The organism is Paraburkholderia sp. TE9906, assembly GCF_056279605.1.
The window spans coordinates 83662-98192 of the sequence record NZ_JBWCCT010000009.1 but is presented as its reverse complement, the minus strand read 5'-3'; the positions used below and the strand labels follow the sequence as shown (position 1 = coordinate 98192).

Below are 14531 nucleotides of genomic sequence, written 5' to 3'. Positions count from 1 at the left end.
CTCTGTTCGCTGGTGCGCTCTGGCACGGCGCAGGTCTGCCGCTCGTCTGTCAAACCTGTCCCGTCCCGAGCTCTATTGGAAACCGGGCCGGCCGATTTGCCCGGCGTCTTGCGCAACCCGGTGGAGCAGCTCCGGGGCGTAGCCCATGGCGGCAAGCCGCGCCAGCATGTCCGAATAGGTGGCCTCGTCCATCGTCGGGGCGCGCGCCAGCAGCCATACCATGTTGCCATCGGCCATGCAGCGGATCGTGTAACGATACCCGGGGTCCACATACGCGGTCACCACCACCACTTCGAATGGCCAGATCAATCCGACCCGCCATGTCGTGTTACCCGTGCCGGACACCACCTTGGCCACAAAATGGCTCCCCGTAACGGGCTGGTCGAAACCGTGGCGACGGCCGAGATACCTGTCTTCGATCTTGCCGTCCGCGCGCAACGTCCATTCGTCGTAACTGCCAACGTAATCGCGCTCGCCGAGATACGGTGTCTCCGCGATCACGAACCATCTGCCCATGTACCGTTGCAAGTCGATCGGCGGACCCGCGACACACGCCGGGCGGCGCGCCTGCTCTTGCGGCGCAGCCGTCGGATCGTGCGCGCAGCCCGTCAGGCAGACGAGCAGCGCGGCGAGGCACGCTATGGACTTGCTCATAAGGGTGATCTGGTTAGGGTCACTGCGTGAAGGCACGCATCACGCCACGAGAAATGTCCGGCCGTATTCCCGAACGGTGCGATTGATGCGGGTCAATCGAATGCCGGCCTCCCGCGTGCTCATACCGGGCGCAGCAGTCTTGTCCGCAATGACGTGTAGAAATGAACCGTCTTTGTCAACGGACTGGAGAGTCCGCTTTGGCGAACGATCTCCTTGCGAAGTCGCGGATGGATACAGGCCAGTCCGACGATGAGGAATGCGCCCGGCAACATTAAAAGACCAACGAGTACGGTACTTCTCAGCATATCGCCTCCGATCCCTGATTCATTTCGCCATGGACCGAGCATAGGGCTGCTTCGACAGAACGGATTGACGTGCATCAAGCTACCCGAGCGCGGACCGGATCGAACGCGACAGCCCACGTCCATGTCAGTGCCGGTGTTCCTGGTTGCGCCATGCGTGCGCGGCAATCGTTTCCCGCGGGCTCGCGCATCGGGTCGTCGGAATTCGAAGCACCCTACGAGGCATGAGTCGTCCCGTTCTGGAACCGCGATACAGTTGACTACCGGTGAGCGGGCGCGTTGACCCATGTCAACGCGCAGGATGAGCAAAACAATAGAGTGAATCGGAATCCAGGCGACGCGCGGTGGTCACCAATAAGCCATTGGCACAGGCTGACGTTGTCGCCGAACGCACACGACGCATCGAGCGCGAATCACAGCACTTCGGCAGTCATGGCCCGGTGACGGTCCATTCACGGCGGGGTGACAGGGCATGAAACATTTTGACGTGTTCAATGGCGACGCCGATGGGATCTGCGCGTTGCATCAACTGCGTCTGACGAAGCCACTGAGGTCTGTGCTGGTCACCGGTGTCAAGCGCGACGTTCAACTGCTCGCGCGCGTTCCCGTGCGCTCCGGCGTCACTGTGACCGTGCTCGACATCTCGCTGGACGCCAATCGGGCGGCGCTGCTTGCGTTGCTGAGCCGAGGAGTCGAAGTGGAATACTTCGATCATCATTTTTCCGGCGTCATTCCTGACGATCACAACCTGACGCCACACATCGATACGTCGCCTGAAGTTTGCACGAGCCTGCTTGCGGACCGTCATCTCGGAGGGAAACAGCGGCTCTGGGCAATCGTCGGGGCCTACGGAGACAACCTCTTGCGGGTGGCCCGCACGCTTGCTGAGAACTACGGACTGCATCCGGAGCAAATCGAACAGTTGCGCGAACTGGGGGAGTCTCTCAATTACAACGCCTACGGGGAGAACGAGGCGGACCTCCTGATCTCTCCCGCGAGGCTTTATGCCATTTTGCGCCGATACGCCGACCCGTTCAGACTCATGGCAAGCGAGCCGATTGCGCAGTTGCTCTGCGATGCACGACGCCGGGATCTGGCAATGGCACTAGGTCTGCCGCCCGACAAAGTGTTCGCAGGAGGCGTCATCTACGTGTTACCGAACGAACCATGGGCGCGAAGGGTGCGTGGGGCTTTCGGCAATTTCCTCGCGACACGCGCTCCCGATCGTGCCCACGCGGTGCTGAGCCCGAGCGCTCACGCAGATTACACAGTGAGCGTGCGCGCCCCGCTCGCGAATCCCTATGGCGCCATTGACCTGTGCAGGCAGTTTGCCGATGGCGGAGGGAGGGAGGCTGCGGCTGGTATCGATCGACTTCCGCATGATCGTCTGGGCGAATTTGCTCTTGCATTTGAGCGGGCGTTCGTGGGCGGCTCGCGGGCTTAGGCTCGCACCACCTGCATCGTGCGACCCGCTTCGCGCCAAGGGCTGCAGAAGTTATCCCGTGGCGTTGTCGGTCATGGTCAATCTGGAGAGAGCCCACGCCAACGCGGGAAGATTCCCGACAAAGCTGATCGGGCCGTCGTAGTCGATCGCATTGCGCTGCATGCCGCGCGGCTTGTCGTGGGGATCTAGCACCATGGTAATGCCGCCGGCCTCACGGATTGCGGCAAGACCCCGGCTTCCATCGTCGAGAGCGCCGGACAGAACGACCCCGACCGCAGCCGCGCGAGCATCATGTGCGACTGACCTGAAGAGGAGGTCAATCGTCCGATTCCGGAAGCGGTCGCCCTTGCCGTCAAGCAGCAGGGCATGCCTGCCGGGGCCGACCGTAATCGGCTGATCCGGTTTGCCTATGTAGCAGACCCCACGGCACAAACGGTCGCCATTTTCCGCGACGACGACCGGCACTCTGCTTGTTCTCTGCAGCACCTCGCGTAAAAAACTTTGCCGGTCGCTGGGTCTGTGAAGTACCGCGACTATGACTGCGTTCATGGCGGGCGGCCAGATCGAGAGCAGATCTTTCAGATCGGTGAAGCCCTCACTGCCGCTCGCGCCAATCGCAACTGTACGGGCTGTCAGAAAAGAGTCCATTCATGCCTCCGGCTTGCGCTTCGGGCGTGCGCATATTGCGCTGGTTCATCGGGCGGCTTCCGACTCAGTGGCCCCGCAGCGATAGGTATGGATCGCGCAGCGGTACCGCATGCCTTCGCGGGTAACGCCGCTCACGTACGAACCGGGACGCTTCTGTTGTGACTCTGACGAGCATCCGAAGCAAGTCGGTCAAAAGCGTTCTGCCGTCGACGCGGTTCGCACCCTATGAAACACTATGTCGCTCAACCGGCCAGGTCTGTTTGATCTGCGTCATGCGAACGGATTTCGTCTTCACGCATCAGGTGGACGCGCCGATCAACGTCTCGCGGCGCACTCGTTCGCGCAGTTACCCGTCAACGGGTTGGGGCTTTGCCAGTCTGCGGCAGCGACACCGAAAATGAGGTCTGTGTGTCGTCGGAGCGCGCTTTAATCGCGCCGCCCTCGCGACCGGTGGCGGCGTAGGCGTGAGGCCCGGGACGGCGAGCCGGATGCCGTCACCGTGCTGGAAAGACGGGGCGAGCCGGAGCCGGGGCAGCAAATCCGGAATGCTCAATCCTCACGCCATGCGCGGCATCGAGACATCACGGCGTAGCTTCCACCAGGATCCGCGCTAGCGGGACGTGCGCGGCAATGGTGACGCCATGGCCCGGGGTGCTCTGGACAGACAGGACGCCGCCCAGTTGGAGAATCCGTTCGCGCATGCCGAGCAGACCGAACGCATCGCCTCGCAGCGTGGAGCCCTCCGCCAACCCGACGCCGTCGTCATGAATTCGCAGATGACAGTGCCGCTCATCCGCTGAGAGTGTGACCGATACCTCGTTTGCCCGGGCATGGCGCGCTACGTTGGTCAATGCCTCCTGGGCGACGCGATACAAGGAGATGGCCGCCAGATCGTTCAGACGCAACGGCAGGGCCTGGATGTCGCACCGTACAGGGAGACTGTAACGTTGCTCGAACGCTTCCGTCATCCATTCGAGCGCGGCTTCGAGCCCCAGGTCGTCGAGGACCGGCGGGCGCAGATCGGCCGCCACGCGCCGCAGAGATTTCGCCATGGTGTCCATCTGGGCGGCAATCTCACGAACTGAGCGCAGGAGCCCGGTCGCCTCTTCGCTAACGTGCTGCAGCAGTTCGGTTTCGTGCCGCGCGAGCGCCATTTTCAGCGCCGTGATCTGCTGGCCAAGATCATCATGCAACTCGCGTGCGATGCGCTTCTGCTCATTCTCGCGCGCTTGATGCACGAGTGCCGAAGCCGCAGCGGCACTTTCGAGCTCTCCCAAGCGCTGCCGCTCGCTCAAGTCTCGCGTGATTTTCGCAAATCCTAACAAGATGCCGTTTTCATCATGCACGGCCGTGATGATGACGTTCGCCCAGAACCGGCTCCCGTCTTTACGCACGCGCCACCCCTCGTCCTCCACGCGCCCGCGCAACGCGGCAGCGGCCAGCAGCCGCGCGGGCTTGTCAGTGGCTAGATCGTCGGGCGTGTAGAAAACGGAAAAGTGCCGGCCGATAATTTCTTCTGGAGGGTATCCCTTGGCTCGCTCGGCTCCGGGATTCCAGCTTGTCACGTTCCCGGCCGCGTCAAGCATGTAGATCGCGTAATCTTCCACCGTCTCGACCAGCAGCCGGTAGCGATAGCTGAGTTGGATGTCGCTCAGGTTACATGAGCGGTATAACGCAGAGTTGCTCTTCGGCATGGCGGTCTCCCAGGAATCGGGCTCGACCTGGGCTCACGATTACCTCATGAATTCAATGCTAGATCCGCAACCCTGTCGATCCAGCACTGTTACATAATTACCGATTCTGAAGAAATTCGCGTGCTGCGCCGGACAAAATCTTCCGCAGCCGTGAAGTTGGCATACGCCATCGTCATCGCGCGAGGAGACTGGCAGCGGTGCAGCATGGATGGCACCGAACGTTCAGTGCATTGCGGGATCGGCTGACAGTGTGTGGCGAAGCCGGGCTCGATGTCCGGCTCCGCTCACTTGCCGGGCGAACGCCTGGGGCGTGACTTCAATGCCTCAATTTCGTCGAGCAGATCGAGCGCCAGCGCAATGCCCGGTGCGTTGATCTCGAGGTCGCGAGCCAGCCGGAAAGCGGTGCGCACACGAAACAGCGATGCGCCGCTGAAGCGCCATTCCTGCGGCCCGGCGCCCTTCGGCTCGAAGGCGCCTTCAGCAACCCAAAGGGTTATCTCTTCTGTGGATGCACCACTTGCCCGACTCAGTTCGACGAGCGTGAACTCGACGTCTTCATCGACAATCTCTGCTGTCAGATAGGTCGTCCCGGATTCTTTCATGATGAACTACCGATAAAATCGCGCGCGCGGATCGAAGTTGAACGCCTGGCGCATCGTGTTGTAGGCGGCTTTGGCAGGTTCGCTGTCTGCTGGCGGCAATACGATGTTCAAGATCACGTACATGTCTCCGGGCGGATTCCCGGGAATTCCCTTACCTTTGAGTCGCATGCGCCTGCCGCCCGCCGAGCCGGCCGGCACTGACATCTCGACCCATCCATCGGGCGTCGGTACCGTTACGCTCGAGCCGAGGGCCGCTTCCCAGGGCGCCACTGGCAGGTCGAGCAGGACGTCAGCCCCGTCCACGCGAAAGTGCGGATGTTCGCGGAACGCAATTTCCAGGTAAAGGTCTCCGGCAGGGGCGCCACCGGCCCCCGTTCCGCCCTGGCCCGCAAGACGCAGGTGCTGCCCGGCGCGCACGCCCTTCGGAATGGAAACGTCCAGGCTACGTGATTGCAGCGATATGCGGCCTTGCGCGTCGACGACAGGCAATTGCAGCGAAATCGAGCGCTGCGCTCCCCGATAGGCATCCTCGATATCGATGAATACCCTGGCATGGTGATCCTGTCCCATCGCATGCGAGGGCCCGCGTCGCGCATGGGCTGCTCGTGCGCCGCCAAACATCGCTTCGAAGAACTCGTTGAGGTCGGCATGCGTGCCGGCCTGATCGCCGGCACCGCTGAATTCGAACCCTTCGTCCCAGTTCGGCGGAGGCTGGAATTCTTCGCCGCTATGCCAATGCGTGCCCATGCGATCGTAGGCTGCACGTTTTTCCGGGTCCTTGAGCACCTCATAGGCCTCGCCCAACTCCTTGAAGCGATCTTCCGCGTCAGTGTGCTTGCTGACATCCGGATGGTATTGGCGCGCAAGCTTGCGATACGCGCGCTTGACTTCGTCCTGAGCCGCCGACCGCTCCACGCCGAGAATCGCGTAATAGTCCTTGTATTTCATCTGGAAGCCGCGCTAATAACGAGTGAGAAAGTCAGCACGCTCGGGCAACACAGCGCTTATGCCGTGAGTCGACTCTACATGAATATGGTGCGGCCGTGACCGCAAGCGTGCGCCGAACGTCTGTTGGCGAATCGTCGCGTATCTTTGCACCGGGCAGGTTGGCGGCTGACGGCGAATGAGCGCCACATTTTCCGCGGACTCCATCCAAGGGGCCGCGAGCCTGTGCTTTCTTCGGGCCAGCGGCGATCCAATGGGATTCGCCCCGTCCCTTCTTACGACCCTGCGCCGAGAGCGGTTTGGCCCAGACAGAGGCCATCGCGATGTCCGGGCGACTTCGGGCTCAAGAAGCTCTTTGAGCAGACGAGGCGATGTCGGGAGCGATCAATCCGCAAGAGACGTCAGCGCCGTACCGAGTGCGCCGACGGTCTGCGCGAGGATAGGCAGTTCATCTTCGTTCAGCTTCAACGCATCGCTTAGCAAGCGGTGATTGATCCAGCCGCGCACGACGCAGCCGAGTCCTTCAGACGCGCAATAAAGTGCTACGTTCTGCGCCATCGCGCCCGCGGCGGCGGCAGAAAAGATATCGCGCTGCTGAGGAGGCATTTCGAGCAGGCGCGACATGTTGACCACATACACGAGATCCAGAGGCGCATCGCCGACGAAGTCCTGATAGCCGGTTAGATTGCGCGCATCGCTTGCGTGTTTGAGTACGAGCCGATGCGTAGGCGCATCGTAGCGATAGACGCCGTTCGGCAGGACGGCGTAGATATCTATTTCATTGAATGCATGCGCGGAGGGAGCCGTGCGGCCCCCTGTGGCGGAGCGATTGATGCCATCGGCAGCCCACATTAGCGCACCGAGCGTCGCAGGCGCAAGCGGCGCCTCGGAGAACTCGCGCGTACTGGCGCGCAGGGCGAGCGCCTTCATCAGCGGCACGCCGGAAGACATGTCGGGCTTGGGCAGCTCGATGAAAGCGGGGCTTGCTCCGCGGGCACGAGACGGTCCACGACCGGGCGTCGGCTCATAGGTCAGCAGTTGCGTGTCGGTCATGGTCAACTTCTCCTCGGACGGTGTGATGCTTTCGCGGGCGCGTCAGGGCAACGTTTCCACGATAGTGGCGACCCGATGCATCGCGTTTGACCTCGGTCAACCCCATCGTGATGCTTCATCGAAAACCAGGAGCCAATCGGCATGACAACGTCGATCGTAGCGTCGAAGCGCGCAATCCCCAGTATGCTTCCCGTAAGGCAGCCGGCAACATCGCGCGCAGTCCGCGGTTGGCGCGCCAAGACCCGGGCGGGTGCCGCCGCGCGCCTGGTGGGCGGGCAGGGGGAAGGCCCGGCGGCGGTTCCGGCAGCCCGATCTTCAGAGGCGGCGGATTGGGCGGCGGCGGCGCGGATGGGGTGGTGAGCGGCATCGAGCAGGTCACGAAGTTGCTCAGCAAACATTTCCCGGCGCAAGCTGGACAGCGTGAGCAATTGCCGGGTAAGGCGGCTATTCTTTGAGCGAAGCACCAGCTTCGGCGGCCGTACAAGGTCTCCGCGAGCCGATTGCCGCTAGTCATGCGATACAGACTGGTTCATTGGTGCCGCTGGCCGTCGACAGCAAGTTTGAGTCAGGGTCCCGGCGTACCGAAAGGGAGAGCACTATGAAGGATGCGTACGAGCGCCGCGCATTGCTGCTGCATCTGGGCGGCGTGCTGCACGCGGTCAATCGTCTCATGATTTGCAGCGCTGACAAACAGACTCTGCACGAAGCAATGGCCGCGAATGCATCGCTGGAGGGTTTGACACTGCTGATGCACGTCTCGCCATCAATGACCACACGGGATTTCGTTGAGCGTGCCGCCGCGGCCTTTCAGTCGTGGCCCGAGGAACTGCTCGCGTTGGAACTCAATCGCGAGCAACTGGCGCGCACGGTCCGACAGGCGCTTTTTGCCGGCAACGGGCAAGGCTGGCAGGCCTATGTCGCGAGCCTCCGCGAGGCGGTTGCGTGGTTCGGCAAAGGAGTGGATCCCGTTGAAGCGAGCCCGGCTGGCGAGGCCGGCGCGAGTGGCGATCCGGAACAACCCGACCGTGCCGCCCCCGACATAGATGGAACGCGGCCGGACGCTGGCGATATCGAACGCGACGGAGCCGCGCAGAAACAGACTTCGCGTGCGAGCGTCGAAGACGACCGTCGCTTTTATCCGTCATGGCCATGGAAACCGGAAGTCTGAGTCGCTTGAACAACTGACCACGTGAGCCTGAATTGAGTTAGCGCAAAAAATCTCAAGCGGCAGCGGTGTAACGTTCAAGGCGTGGGGCTCCCCCCACAAAGTAGCGTGTTAGGCCCGGTCCCGGGCCTTTTTTTGCACGCCTTCTCCGCACGAGGGCAGGCCAGGTTCCGGCTCAATGGGGCATGGACACGCAGGCGTTGACTTGCATCAAGCAGCTGGCCGCTGGATGAAATAGCCTGAAGTCAGATTTCCGTCGCCGCAAGGGTGAGCGATCGAAAACACTGTCTGACGCGTGCCTGGAGGTGCAAAGTGATCAAGCTATTTCCCCGGAAAACGGGCCTCCTGATCGCACTGCTGTTCGTTCCGTTTTCAGCCGCCGTGGCCAGGGAGTTGGCGACAATCGAAACCCACAGCCAGCGATACGGTTCGCGCATCGCCATCTCGGCTTACGCGGATCCTCTCGTGAAGGGCGTGACCTGCTACGTCTCGAAGTCGCACTCCGATAGCGCGTTGGGAAACTCCCGCATCTCCGGTGCATCCGACGCAACCGCATCCTGCGCGCAGACAGGCACAATTAGCGTCCCTGAAACCATTCCCCGCCAAGCGCAAGTGTTCACGGCTGCCGTCGACCCGACGTTTGACTCACTCCACGTCATCCGTGTAATGGACACCGAACGAAACGCAATCGTTTACTTCTGCTACACGGAGGATGACGTCGCAGGGAATTTGCCAGGCCAGATACACATCATCCCGCTACCCGCCGATCCCAAAGTGCCCGCCGGACTCCAGTAAAAAACCGCGTGCGCACTGCTGAAGGCTCCGGCTAGTCCAGACCCGTTGGTGTTGAGGTGCAGGTAACAGCGCATCCTCTTCCAGCAACTCGGGGTGCCTCGTTCGTGGTGCCTCGTGATAACGAGTAAGTCGAGACGCGGCGGGTGGGGAAAACATTTATCATCCCATCGCGAGCAAGGGAACGACGGCGGCCCTCGCCGTGCTGTATGACCAGTTTTGTACTTTATTCATCCGGGGAGCGCTCATGTCGATCGATATGGCGAATTTCACACCAGGCCTCTCGCTGGCTGGCGGCCTGATGATCGGTGCGGCGGCGGCCGTGCTCGTCTTGTTTAACGGACGTATCGCTGGTATCAGCGGCATATTGGGCGGCTTACTGGGTTCGTCGCGCAACGATGCGGGGTGGCGCGTCGCTTTTCTGACGGGGCTGCTCGGGGCGCCTGTGCTGGCAAGCCTGCTCAGCAAACCTATCTCGATCGATGTTCAGGCTGGATGGACTGAATTACTCCTGGCAGGGTTTCTGGTGGGTATCGGCACGCGTTACGCGAGCGGTTGTACGAGCGGTCATGGTGTCTGCGGCATCTCACGCGGCTCCGTCCGTTCGTTTGTAGCCACGGCAACATTCATGGCGAGCGGCGTTCTGACGGCCTATGTTTACAGGCATCTGCTGGGAGGGTGAGATGGGTTGGCTTACGGCATTCTTTTCCGGGCTTCTTTTCGGCGTCGGCCTGATCACCTCCGGTATGGCCAATCCGGCAAAAGTGCTTGGCTTCCTCGACATTGCAGGAAAGTGGGACCCGTCTCTCGCTTTCGTGATGCTCGGGGCGATCGCCATCGGCACTGTCGCGTTTCTGTTTGCAAAGCGTCGAAAAAAGTCGTTGTTGGGCTTACCCATGCAGATTCCCGCCGACTCACCCGTGACGTTGAGATTGGTTCTTGGTAGTGCGGTATTCGGCGTAGGTTGGGGGCTTGCGGGATTTTGCCCGGGTCCGGCGCTGGTCGCGCTGGGCGCCGGGTTCCCGAAGGCGTGGGCGTTCGTGGTCGCCATGCTGGCCGGCATGGCCGTTTTCGAGTGGCTAGGGCGCGCAATGTTAAACCGACAGCGAGCATGAGTTGTCGCGCACACACGGAGCGTAGGTGTTCATTTCTTTCAGCGAGGAAACTAACCCATTTTTCTTCGCTGCTCTCCGGGCAATGCGGGCTTTGCTATCGAGTCCTGTCGGACACTACCTCGGTGGAAATCCGTAGATAGCATCGTTCAATGTCCGCCCGCTCACAAAGCGCCGTGCCCGGCTGAAGCAGGCTTGCCGATGCCGCGGCCATCCCGTATCGAAACGCCTCGTCGAGATTTGCATCGCGGCTCATCGCCCAGATGAACGCAGCGATGAAGCTGTCGCCTGCGCCAATGGAGCTCGACACTTTGACTGCCAGTCCCATTGCCCTCAGACACCGGTCAGCGCTGACCAACAGTGCACCTTGCTCACCCAACGTCAACGCAACGATCTGGCTGCGCCCGTCCCGTACGATTCCGCGCGCAGCCGCAATGCACTCTGCTTCGTCGACAAGAGGTCTTCCCGTCAGGTCCCGCAACTCATTCAGGCTGGGCTTGACGGCCCAAACGCCCGCGCTGAGCGCTGCGGCAAGCGCTGGGCCCGACGTGTCCAAGACGACCCGGGTTCCTCGCGCACCGGCAACGCGGGCAAACTTCGCATAAGTATCAACTGGCGCGCCAGGCGGCAAGCTCCCACTCATGACCAGATAGCGCGAGGGCACTGCCAGCTTATCGATTATGTCGGTGCAGCGTTGCCACTCGTCATCCGTGAGCGTGGGGCCGGGAAGCACGAAGCGGTATTCGAGTCCAGTGCACTGCTCGAAGATGCAAAAATTCTCGCGCGTTTCCTCCGCGATCTCGATGCACTCGCCGACAAATTCTTCAGCATCCAGCAGTTGCCGCAAAATCCGGCCCGTCACACCGCCCGCGAGATAGACGGCGGTACAGTCCGCACCAAGGCGCTGTATCACGCGCGCGACGTTGATCCCGCCGCCGCCGGGATCGCGCCTCGGCGCAGCGCATCTGAGCTTTCGCGTGTGAATGACCCGGTCGATTATCGTTGCGATGTCGACGGCGGGGTTCAATGTGACCGTTACGATGTCTGCCATGACCAGGGAGCTTCCAGTTCAGTTCTTCACTGCACGCGGCTAGATCGTCGGAACTGATTGCGCGGTCTTTTCTGCGGCCGCAACCCGCCGCTTGACCGCGATGAAGCTATCGGGGCTCACCGACATCGAGTCGATACCGCATTCGACCAGAAACCCGGCGAACTCAGGGTGGTCGCTGGGCGCCTGGCCGCACAAACCGATATGCACGCCCGCCGTGTGCGCTTCTGCGATGACACGCTCGATCATCCACCTGAGCGCGTCGTCCTCTTCGTCGAACAGCCCGGCGAGTTCAACGGAGTCGCGATCCACACCGAGCGTCAGCTGCGTCAGGTCGTTGCTGCCTATTGAGAAGCCGTCGAAGCGGTGCGCGAAAGCCTTCGCCAGAATCACGTTAGACGGGATCTCGCACATCACATACACCTCGAGACCGGCCTCTCCGCGTTTCAGGCCGTTTTCCTCCACGACCTGAAGTACGCGGTCGGCTTCTTTCGTCGAGCGGCAAAATGGGATCATGACAACCACGTTGTCAAATCCCATGTCGTTGCGCAGGCGGCGAATAGCCTGACATTCGAGGGCAAACCCTTCCTGATAGCGTGCCGAGTAGTAGCGCGAAGCGCCGCGGAACCCGAGCATCGGATTTTCTTCTTTCGGCTCGAACTCGGACCCACCGATGAGATTGGCGTACTCGTTCGTTTTAAAGTCGCTCATGCGCACGATGACGGGATGGGGATATTGGACCGCGGCAATCCGCCCCAGACCGCGCGCGAGGCGGTCCACGAAATATTCTGTTCGGGGCTCGTAGCCGGCCGTCATTTCCGCAATGGTCCGTTTTGCGTCCTCGTCCTTCAGCGTGTCGTAGCGGACAAGGGCCATCGGGTGAATCTTGATGTGGTTGCTCACCACGAATTCCATACGCGCCAGTCCGACGCCGTCGGCCGGGAGTCGCCACCAGCGAAACGCCGCAGCCGGATTGGCGAGGTTTAACATGACCTTGATGCGTGTCGTCGGGATGCTGTCGAAATTGATCTCTTCGACCTCGTATTCGGCCGTCCCTTCATAGACGAATCCCTCGCGGCCTTCGGCGCAGGAAACGGTCACGTTCTGCTCATCGTGCAGCACATGCGTCGCATTGCCCGCGCCGACGATAGCGGGAAGACCGAGTTCACGGCTAACGATCGCCGCGTGCGACGTGCGGCCGCCATAATCAGTGACGATTGCGCTGGCACGCCTCATGAGCGGCACCCAGTCGGGGTCTGTCGTTCGTGTCACCAGAATGGCGCCGTCGACGAAGCGATCCATCTCGTGCGGGCTTTCAATCACGCAGACCGCACCGGCCGCGACGGCTTCGCCGATGCTCACACCCGATGCCAGCTGGCGGCCCGCCTTGGTGACCCGATAGGTCTTCACGGCACCGGGCTCCTTGCGAGACTCGACCGTTTCGGGACGCGCCTGGACGATGAAGATTTCGTCGGTATGGCCGTCTTTAGCCCATTCGATGTCCATCGGCTGTCCGTAGTGCTCTTCGATGACGCACGCCCATCTTGCAAGGGTGAGGATTTCGGCATCGCTCAGCACGAAACAGGCGCGCTCGGCTTTCGACGTCGGCACATTCCTCGTGGGCTGCTCGCTGCCGCTCGTGTAAATCATCTTGAATCCCTTGCCGCCTCGCTTCTTGCCGACGATAGGCGAGCACTTCGGGTCGCGGAGCAGGGGTTTGAATACCTCATATTCGTCCGGATCAACCGTGCCTTGCACGACGTTCTCGCCGAGGCCCCAAGCCGCGTTGATCAGGACAATCTTTTCAAATCCGGTTTCAGTGTCGATGGAAAACATCACGCCGGCCCCGCCGAGATCCGAGCGCACCATGCGTTGCACACCGACCGAGAGAGCCACCTTCAGATGGTCGAAACCCTTCGCCTGCCGGTAACTGATCGCGCGATCGGTGAAGAGCGATGCGTAGCAGCGTCTGCAGGCATCGAGCAACGCACGTTCACCTCTGACATTGAGAAAGGTTTCCTGCTGTCCGGCAAAGCTCGCGTCAGGCAGATCCTCTGCCGTCGCGCTCGATCTCACAGCCACATCCACGTCGGTCAACCCCGCACGACTGTTTAGCTCCGCGTAGGCGCGTCGAATGGTCCGCGCCGTCTCTTCAGGCCATTCGCCCCGCAGGATGGCGCGCCGGATCGTATCTCCAGCTTCGGCCAAAGTGACCTTGCCGTCGGCAAGGTCCGCAAGCGTGCGTGAGAGCGTGAGCGTCAGGCCATTCGTTTCGATGAACTGCCGGTATGCGTCGGCTGTGATGGCGAAACCTGGCGGAACCTTGATACCGCAGGTGGCGAGATTGGCCACCATTTCGCCCAACGAAGCATTCTTGCCGCCAACGCGAGGAACATCCGCGCGCCGCAGTTCCTCGAACCAGGCAACGTTGCGTTCGTCCATGTGCTGCTCCTTTTCCGTGGCGACTACCTGCCCAATATCTCGCGACCGGCGAAATACTGGACGCAACCGTCACCGTACGCGGGGTCTGTCGACCATGGCCCCGGTGTCAGATCGTAATAAAGCCCTGGAACGTCCAGGGGAGTTTCAATTGGGAAGGATGCTGCGGCTCATCGAGCGGGCTCATGCACGAGCCGGAGAAACCGGGGCTACCGTCGGACGAAAACGCTGGCACGAATGAATACGCGTCATTGATCGTGACCAGAAAATCAGGATTGAATCCGGACGGCGCGTAAATTGAAACTTTTCTAAAAAACTGTCGTGACTGGTCATCGAGAAGTGCGTCCGACGCGGAGGCGATCAAAGGTTCTTCAGAGTCATAGTGCGCAGGCAACTCGTAGCGAAACTTTCCGTGCGTGATGACTTCCGGCGGCGTGAACGTAAGTTGTACGCCTGGATAGCTCAGCACGTAGGCTGGCGGCGCAGCAGGCCCTTCTGGTCCGACACGAAGGGGCGGGAAGGCCCATAGGCCCAGTGTCAACGGGCCGGTCCGCTGGGCAAAATATTCTGCCAACCAGTTCATGTTGTCTCCTCCTGCCGGAATGGGGTCACCGTCAGCGCAATGCCAGGCCC

Annotated in this window: 15 protein-coding genes; 6 read left to right on the top strand and 9 right to left on the bottom strand. The window is 61.3% G+C overall.

All coding sequences use genetic code 11. The annotated features are described in order from the left end of the window. Positions 1 to 72 precede the first annotated feature (72 nt). On the bottom strand, positions 73 to 654 hold the full coding sequence (locus tag ACZ9H4_RS24375) for a lipocalin family protein (RefSeq protein ID WP_408147702.1): 582 nt from the start codon (positions 652 to 654) through the stop codon (positions 73 to 75). Positions 655 to 1428: 774 nt separating this feature from the next. On the opposite strand from ACZ9H4_RS24375, the gene ACZ9H4_RS24370 reads away from it, so the two are divergent. Then, a complete protein-coding gene (locus tag ACZ9H4_RS24370; RefSeq protein ID WP_476121354.1) occupies positions 1429 to 2400 on the top strand; it encodes an acetyltransferase in 972 nt (323 codons plus the stop codon). A gap of 51 nt (positions 2401 to 2451) precedes the next feature. Here ACZ9H4_RS24370 and ACZ9H4_RS24365 read toward each other — a convergent pair whose 3' ends face one another. From ACZ9H4_RS24365 to ACZ9H4_RS24345, 5 genes are all read right to left on the bottom strand, one after another. Further along, positions 2452 to 3048, bottom strand: coding sequence for a chemotaxis protein CheB (locus ACZ9H4_RS24365; RefSeq protein WP_408325632.1), 597 nt, complete (start codon positions 3046 to 3048; stop codon positions 2452 to 2454). A gap of 581 nt (positions 3049 to 3629) precedes the next feature. Beyond that, positions 3630 to 4742 (bottom strand): PAS domain-containing sensor histidine kinase, encoded by a 1113-nt coding sequence (locus ACZ9H4_RS24360; protein WP_476121351.1) that lies wholly within the window; start codon positions 4740 to 4742, stop codon positions 3630 to 3632. A 284-nt stretch (positions 4743 to 5026) separates the two neighbouring features. After that, on the bottom strand, positions 5027 to 5344 hold the full coding sequence (locus ACZ9H4_RS24355; protein ID WP_408325638.1) for a chaperone modulator CbpM: 318 nt from the start codon (positions 5342 to 5344) through the stop codon (positions 5027 to 5029). Between the two features lie 6 nt (positions 5345 to 5350). Continuing rightward, complete coding sequence (locus tag ACZ9H4_RS24350; RefSeq protein WP_408147713.1) at positions 5351 to 6292, bottom strand: DnaJ C-terminal domain-containing protein; 942 nt, start codon at positions 6290 to 6292, stop codon at positions 5351 to 5353. 381 nt (positions 6293 to 6673) lie between these two features. Then, a complete protein-coding gene (locus tag ACZ9H4_RS24345) occupies positions 6674 to 7342 on the bottom strand; it encodes a nitroreductase family protein (protein WP_408147715.1) in 669 nt (222 codons plus the stop codon). Between the two features lie 86 nt (positions 7343 to 7428). On the opposite strand from ACZ9H4_RS24345, the gene ACZ9H4_RS24340 reads away from it, so the two are divergent. From ACZ9H4_RS24340 to ACZ9H4_RS24320, 5 genes are all read left to right on the top strand, one after another. Continuing rightward, positions 7429 to 7797, top strand: coding sequence for a hypothetical protein (locus tag ACZ9H4_RS24340; protein ID WP_476121348.1), 369 nt, complete (start codon positions 7429 to 7431; stop codon positions 7795 to 7797). 170 nt (positions 7798 to 7967) lie between these two features. After that, entirely contained in the window at positions 7968 to 8510 is a 543-nt protein-coding gene (locus tag ACZ9H4_RS24335) for a hypothetical protein (RefSeq protein WP_476121346.1), read from the top strand. Between the two features lie 309 nt (positions 8511 to 8819). Continuing rightward, positions 8820 to 9302, top strand: coding sequence for a CreA family protein (locus ACZ9H4_RS24330; protein ID WP_408325646.1), 483 nt, complete (start codon positions 8820 to 8822; stop codon positions 9300 to 9302). Between the two features lie 244 nt (positions 9303 to 9546). Beyond that, positions 9547 to 9981, top strand: a complete 435-nt coding sequence (locus tag ACZ9H4_RS24325; RefSeq protein WP_476121344.1) for a YeeE/YedE family protein — start codon at positions 9547 to 9549, stop codon at positions 9979 to 9981. Between the two features lies 1 nt (position 9982). Then, entirely contained in the window at positions 9983 to 10414 is a 432-nt protein-coding gene (locus tag ACZ9H4_RS24320) for a DUF6691 family protein (protein WP_476121342.1), read from the top strand. Positions 10415 to 10508: 94 nt separating this feature from the next. Here the strand turns inward: ACZ9H4_RS24320 and ACZ9H4_RS24315 are convergent, their stop codons facing one another. The 3 genes from ACZ9H4_RS24315 to ACZ9H4_RS24305 all read right to left on the bottom strand — a co-directional run bounded on the left by ACZ9H4_RS24315 (position 10509) and on the right by ACZ9H4_RS24305 (position 14481). After that, positions 10509 to 11462: a 1-phosphofructokinase family hexose kinase gene (locus ACZ9H4_RS24315; protein WP_476121340.1), complete on the bottom strand. Its 954-nt coding sequence runs from the start codon at positions 11460 to 11462 to the stop codon at positions 10509 to 10511. Positions 11463 to 11501: 39 nt separating this feature from the next. After that, a complete protein-coding gene (ppsA, locus tag ACZ9H4_RS24310) occupies positions 11502 to 13901 on the bottom strand; it encodes a phosphoenolpyruvate synthase (RefSeq protein WP_476121338.1) in 2400 nt (799 codons plus the stop codon). 106 nt (positions 13902 to 14007) lie between these two features. Continuing rightward, positions 14008 to 14481: a hypothetical protein gene (locus ACZ9H4_RS24305; protein WP_408147727.1), complete on the bottom strand. Its 474-nt coding sequence runs from the start codon at positions 14479 to 14481 to the stop codon at positions 14008 to 14010. Positions 14482 to 14531 lie beyond the last annotated feature (50 nt).

Bases quoted from the DNA above. Each gene is read 5' to 3' on its own strand.
- ACZ9H4_RS24325 (WP_476121344.1), top strand. From the start codon at position 9,547: ATGTCGATCGATATGGCGAATTTCACACCAGGCCTCTCGCTGGCTGGC.
- ACZ9H4_RS24345 (WP_408147715.1), bottom strand. From the start codon at position 7,342: ATGACCGACACGCAACTGCTGACCTATGAGCCGACGCCCGGTCGTGGA.
- ACZ9H4_RS24315 (WP_476121340.1), bottom strand. From the start codon at position 11,462: ATGGCAGACATCGTAACGGTCACATTGAACCCCGCCGTCGACATCGCA.
- ACZ9H4_RS24375 (WP_408147702.1), bottom strand. From the start codon at position 654: ATGAGCAAGTCCATAGCGTGCCTCGCCGCGCTGCTCGTCTGCCTGACG.
- ACZ9H4_RS24320 (WP_476121342.1), top strand. From the start codon at position 9,983: ATGGGTTGGCTTACGGCATTCTTTTCCGGGCTTCTTTTCGGCGTCGGC.
- ACZ9H4_RS24355 (WP_408325638.1), bottom strand. From the start codon at position 5,344: ATGAAAGAATCCGGGACGACCTATCTGACAGCAGAGATTGTCGATGAA.
- ACZ9H4_RS24365 (WP_408325632.1), bottom strand. From the start codon at position 3,048: ATGGACTCTTTTCTGACAGCCCGTACAGTTGCGATTGGCGCGAGCGGC.
- ACZ9H4_RS24350 (WP_408147713.1), bottom strand. From the start codon at position 6,292: ATGAAATACAAGGACTATTACGCGATTCTCGGCGTGGAGCGGTCGGCG.
- ACZ9H4_RS24370 (WP_476121354.1), top strand. From the start codon at position 1,429: ATGAAACATTTTGACGTGTTCAATGGCGACGCCGATGGGATCTGCGCG.
- ACZ9H4_RS24305 (WP_408147727.1), bottom strand. From the start codon at position 14,481: ATGAACTGGTTGGCAGAATATTTTGCCCAGCGGACCGGCCCGTTGACA.
- ACZ9H4_RS24360 (WP_476121351.1), bottom strand. From the start codon at position 4,742: ATGCCGAAGAGCAACTCTGCGTTATACCGCTCATGTAACCTGAGCGAC.
- ppsA (WP_476121338.1), bottom strand. From the start codon at position 13,901: ATGGACGAACGCAACGTTGCCTGGTTCGAGGAACTGCGGCGCGCGGAT.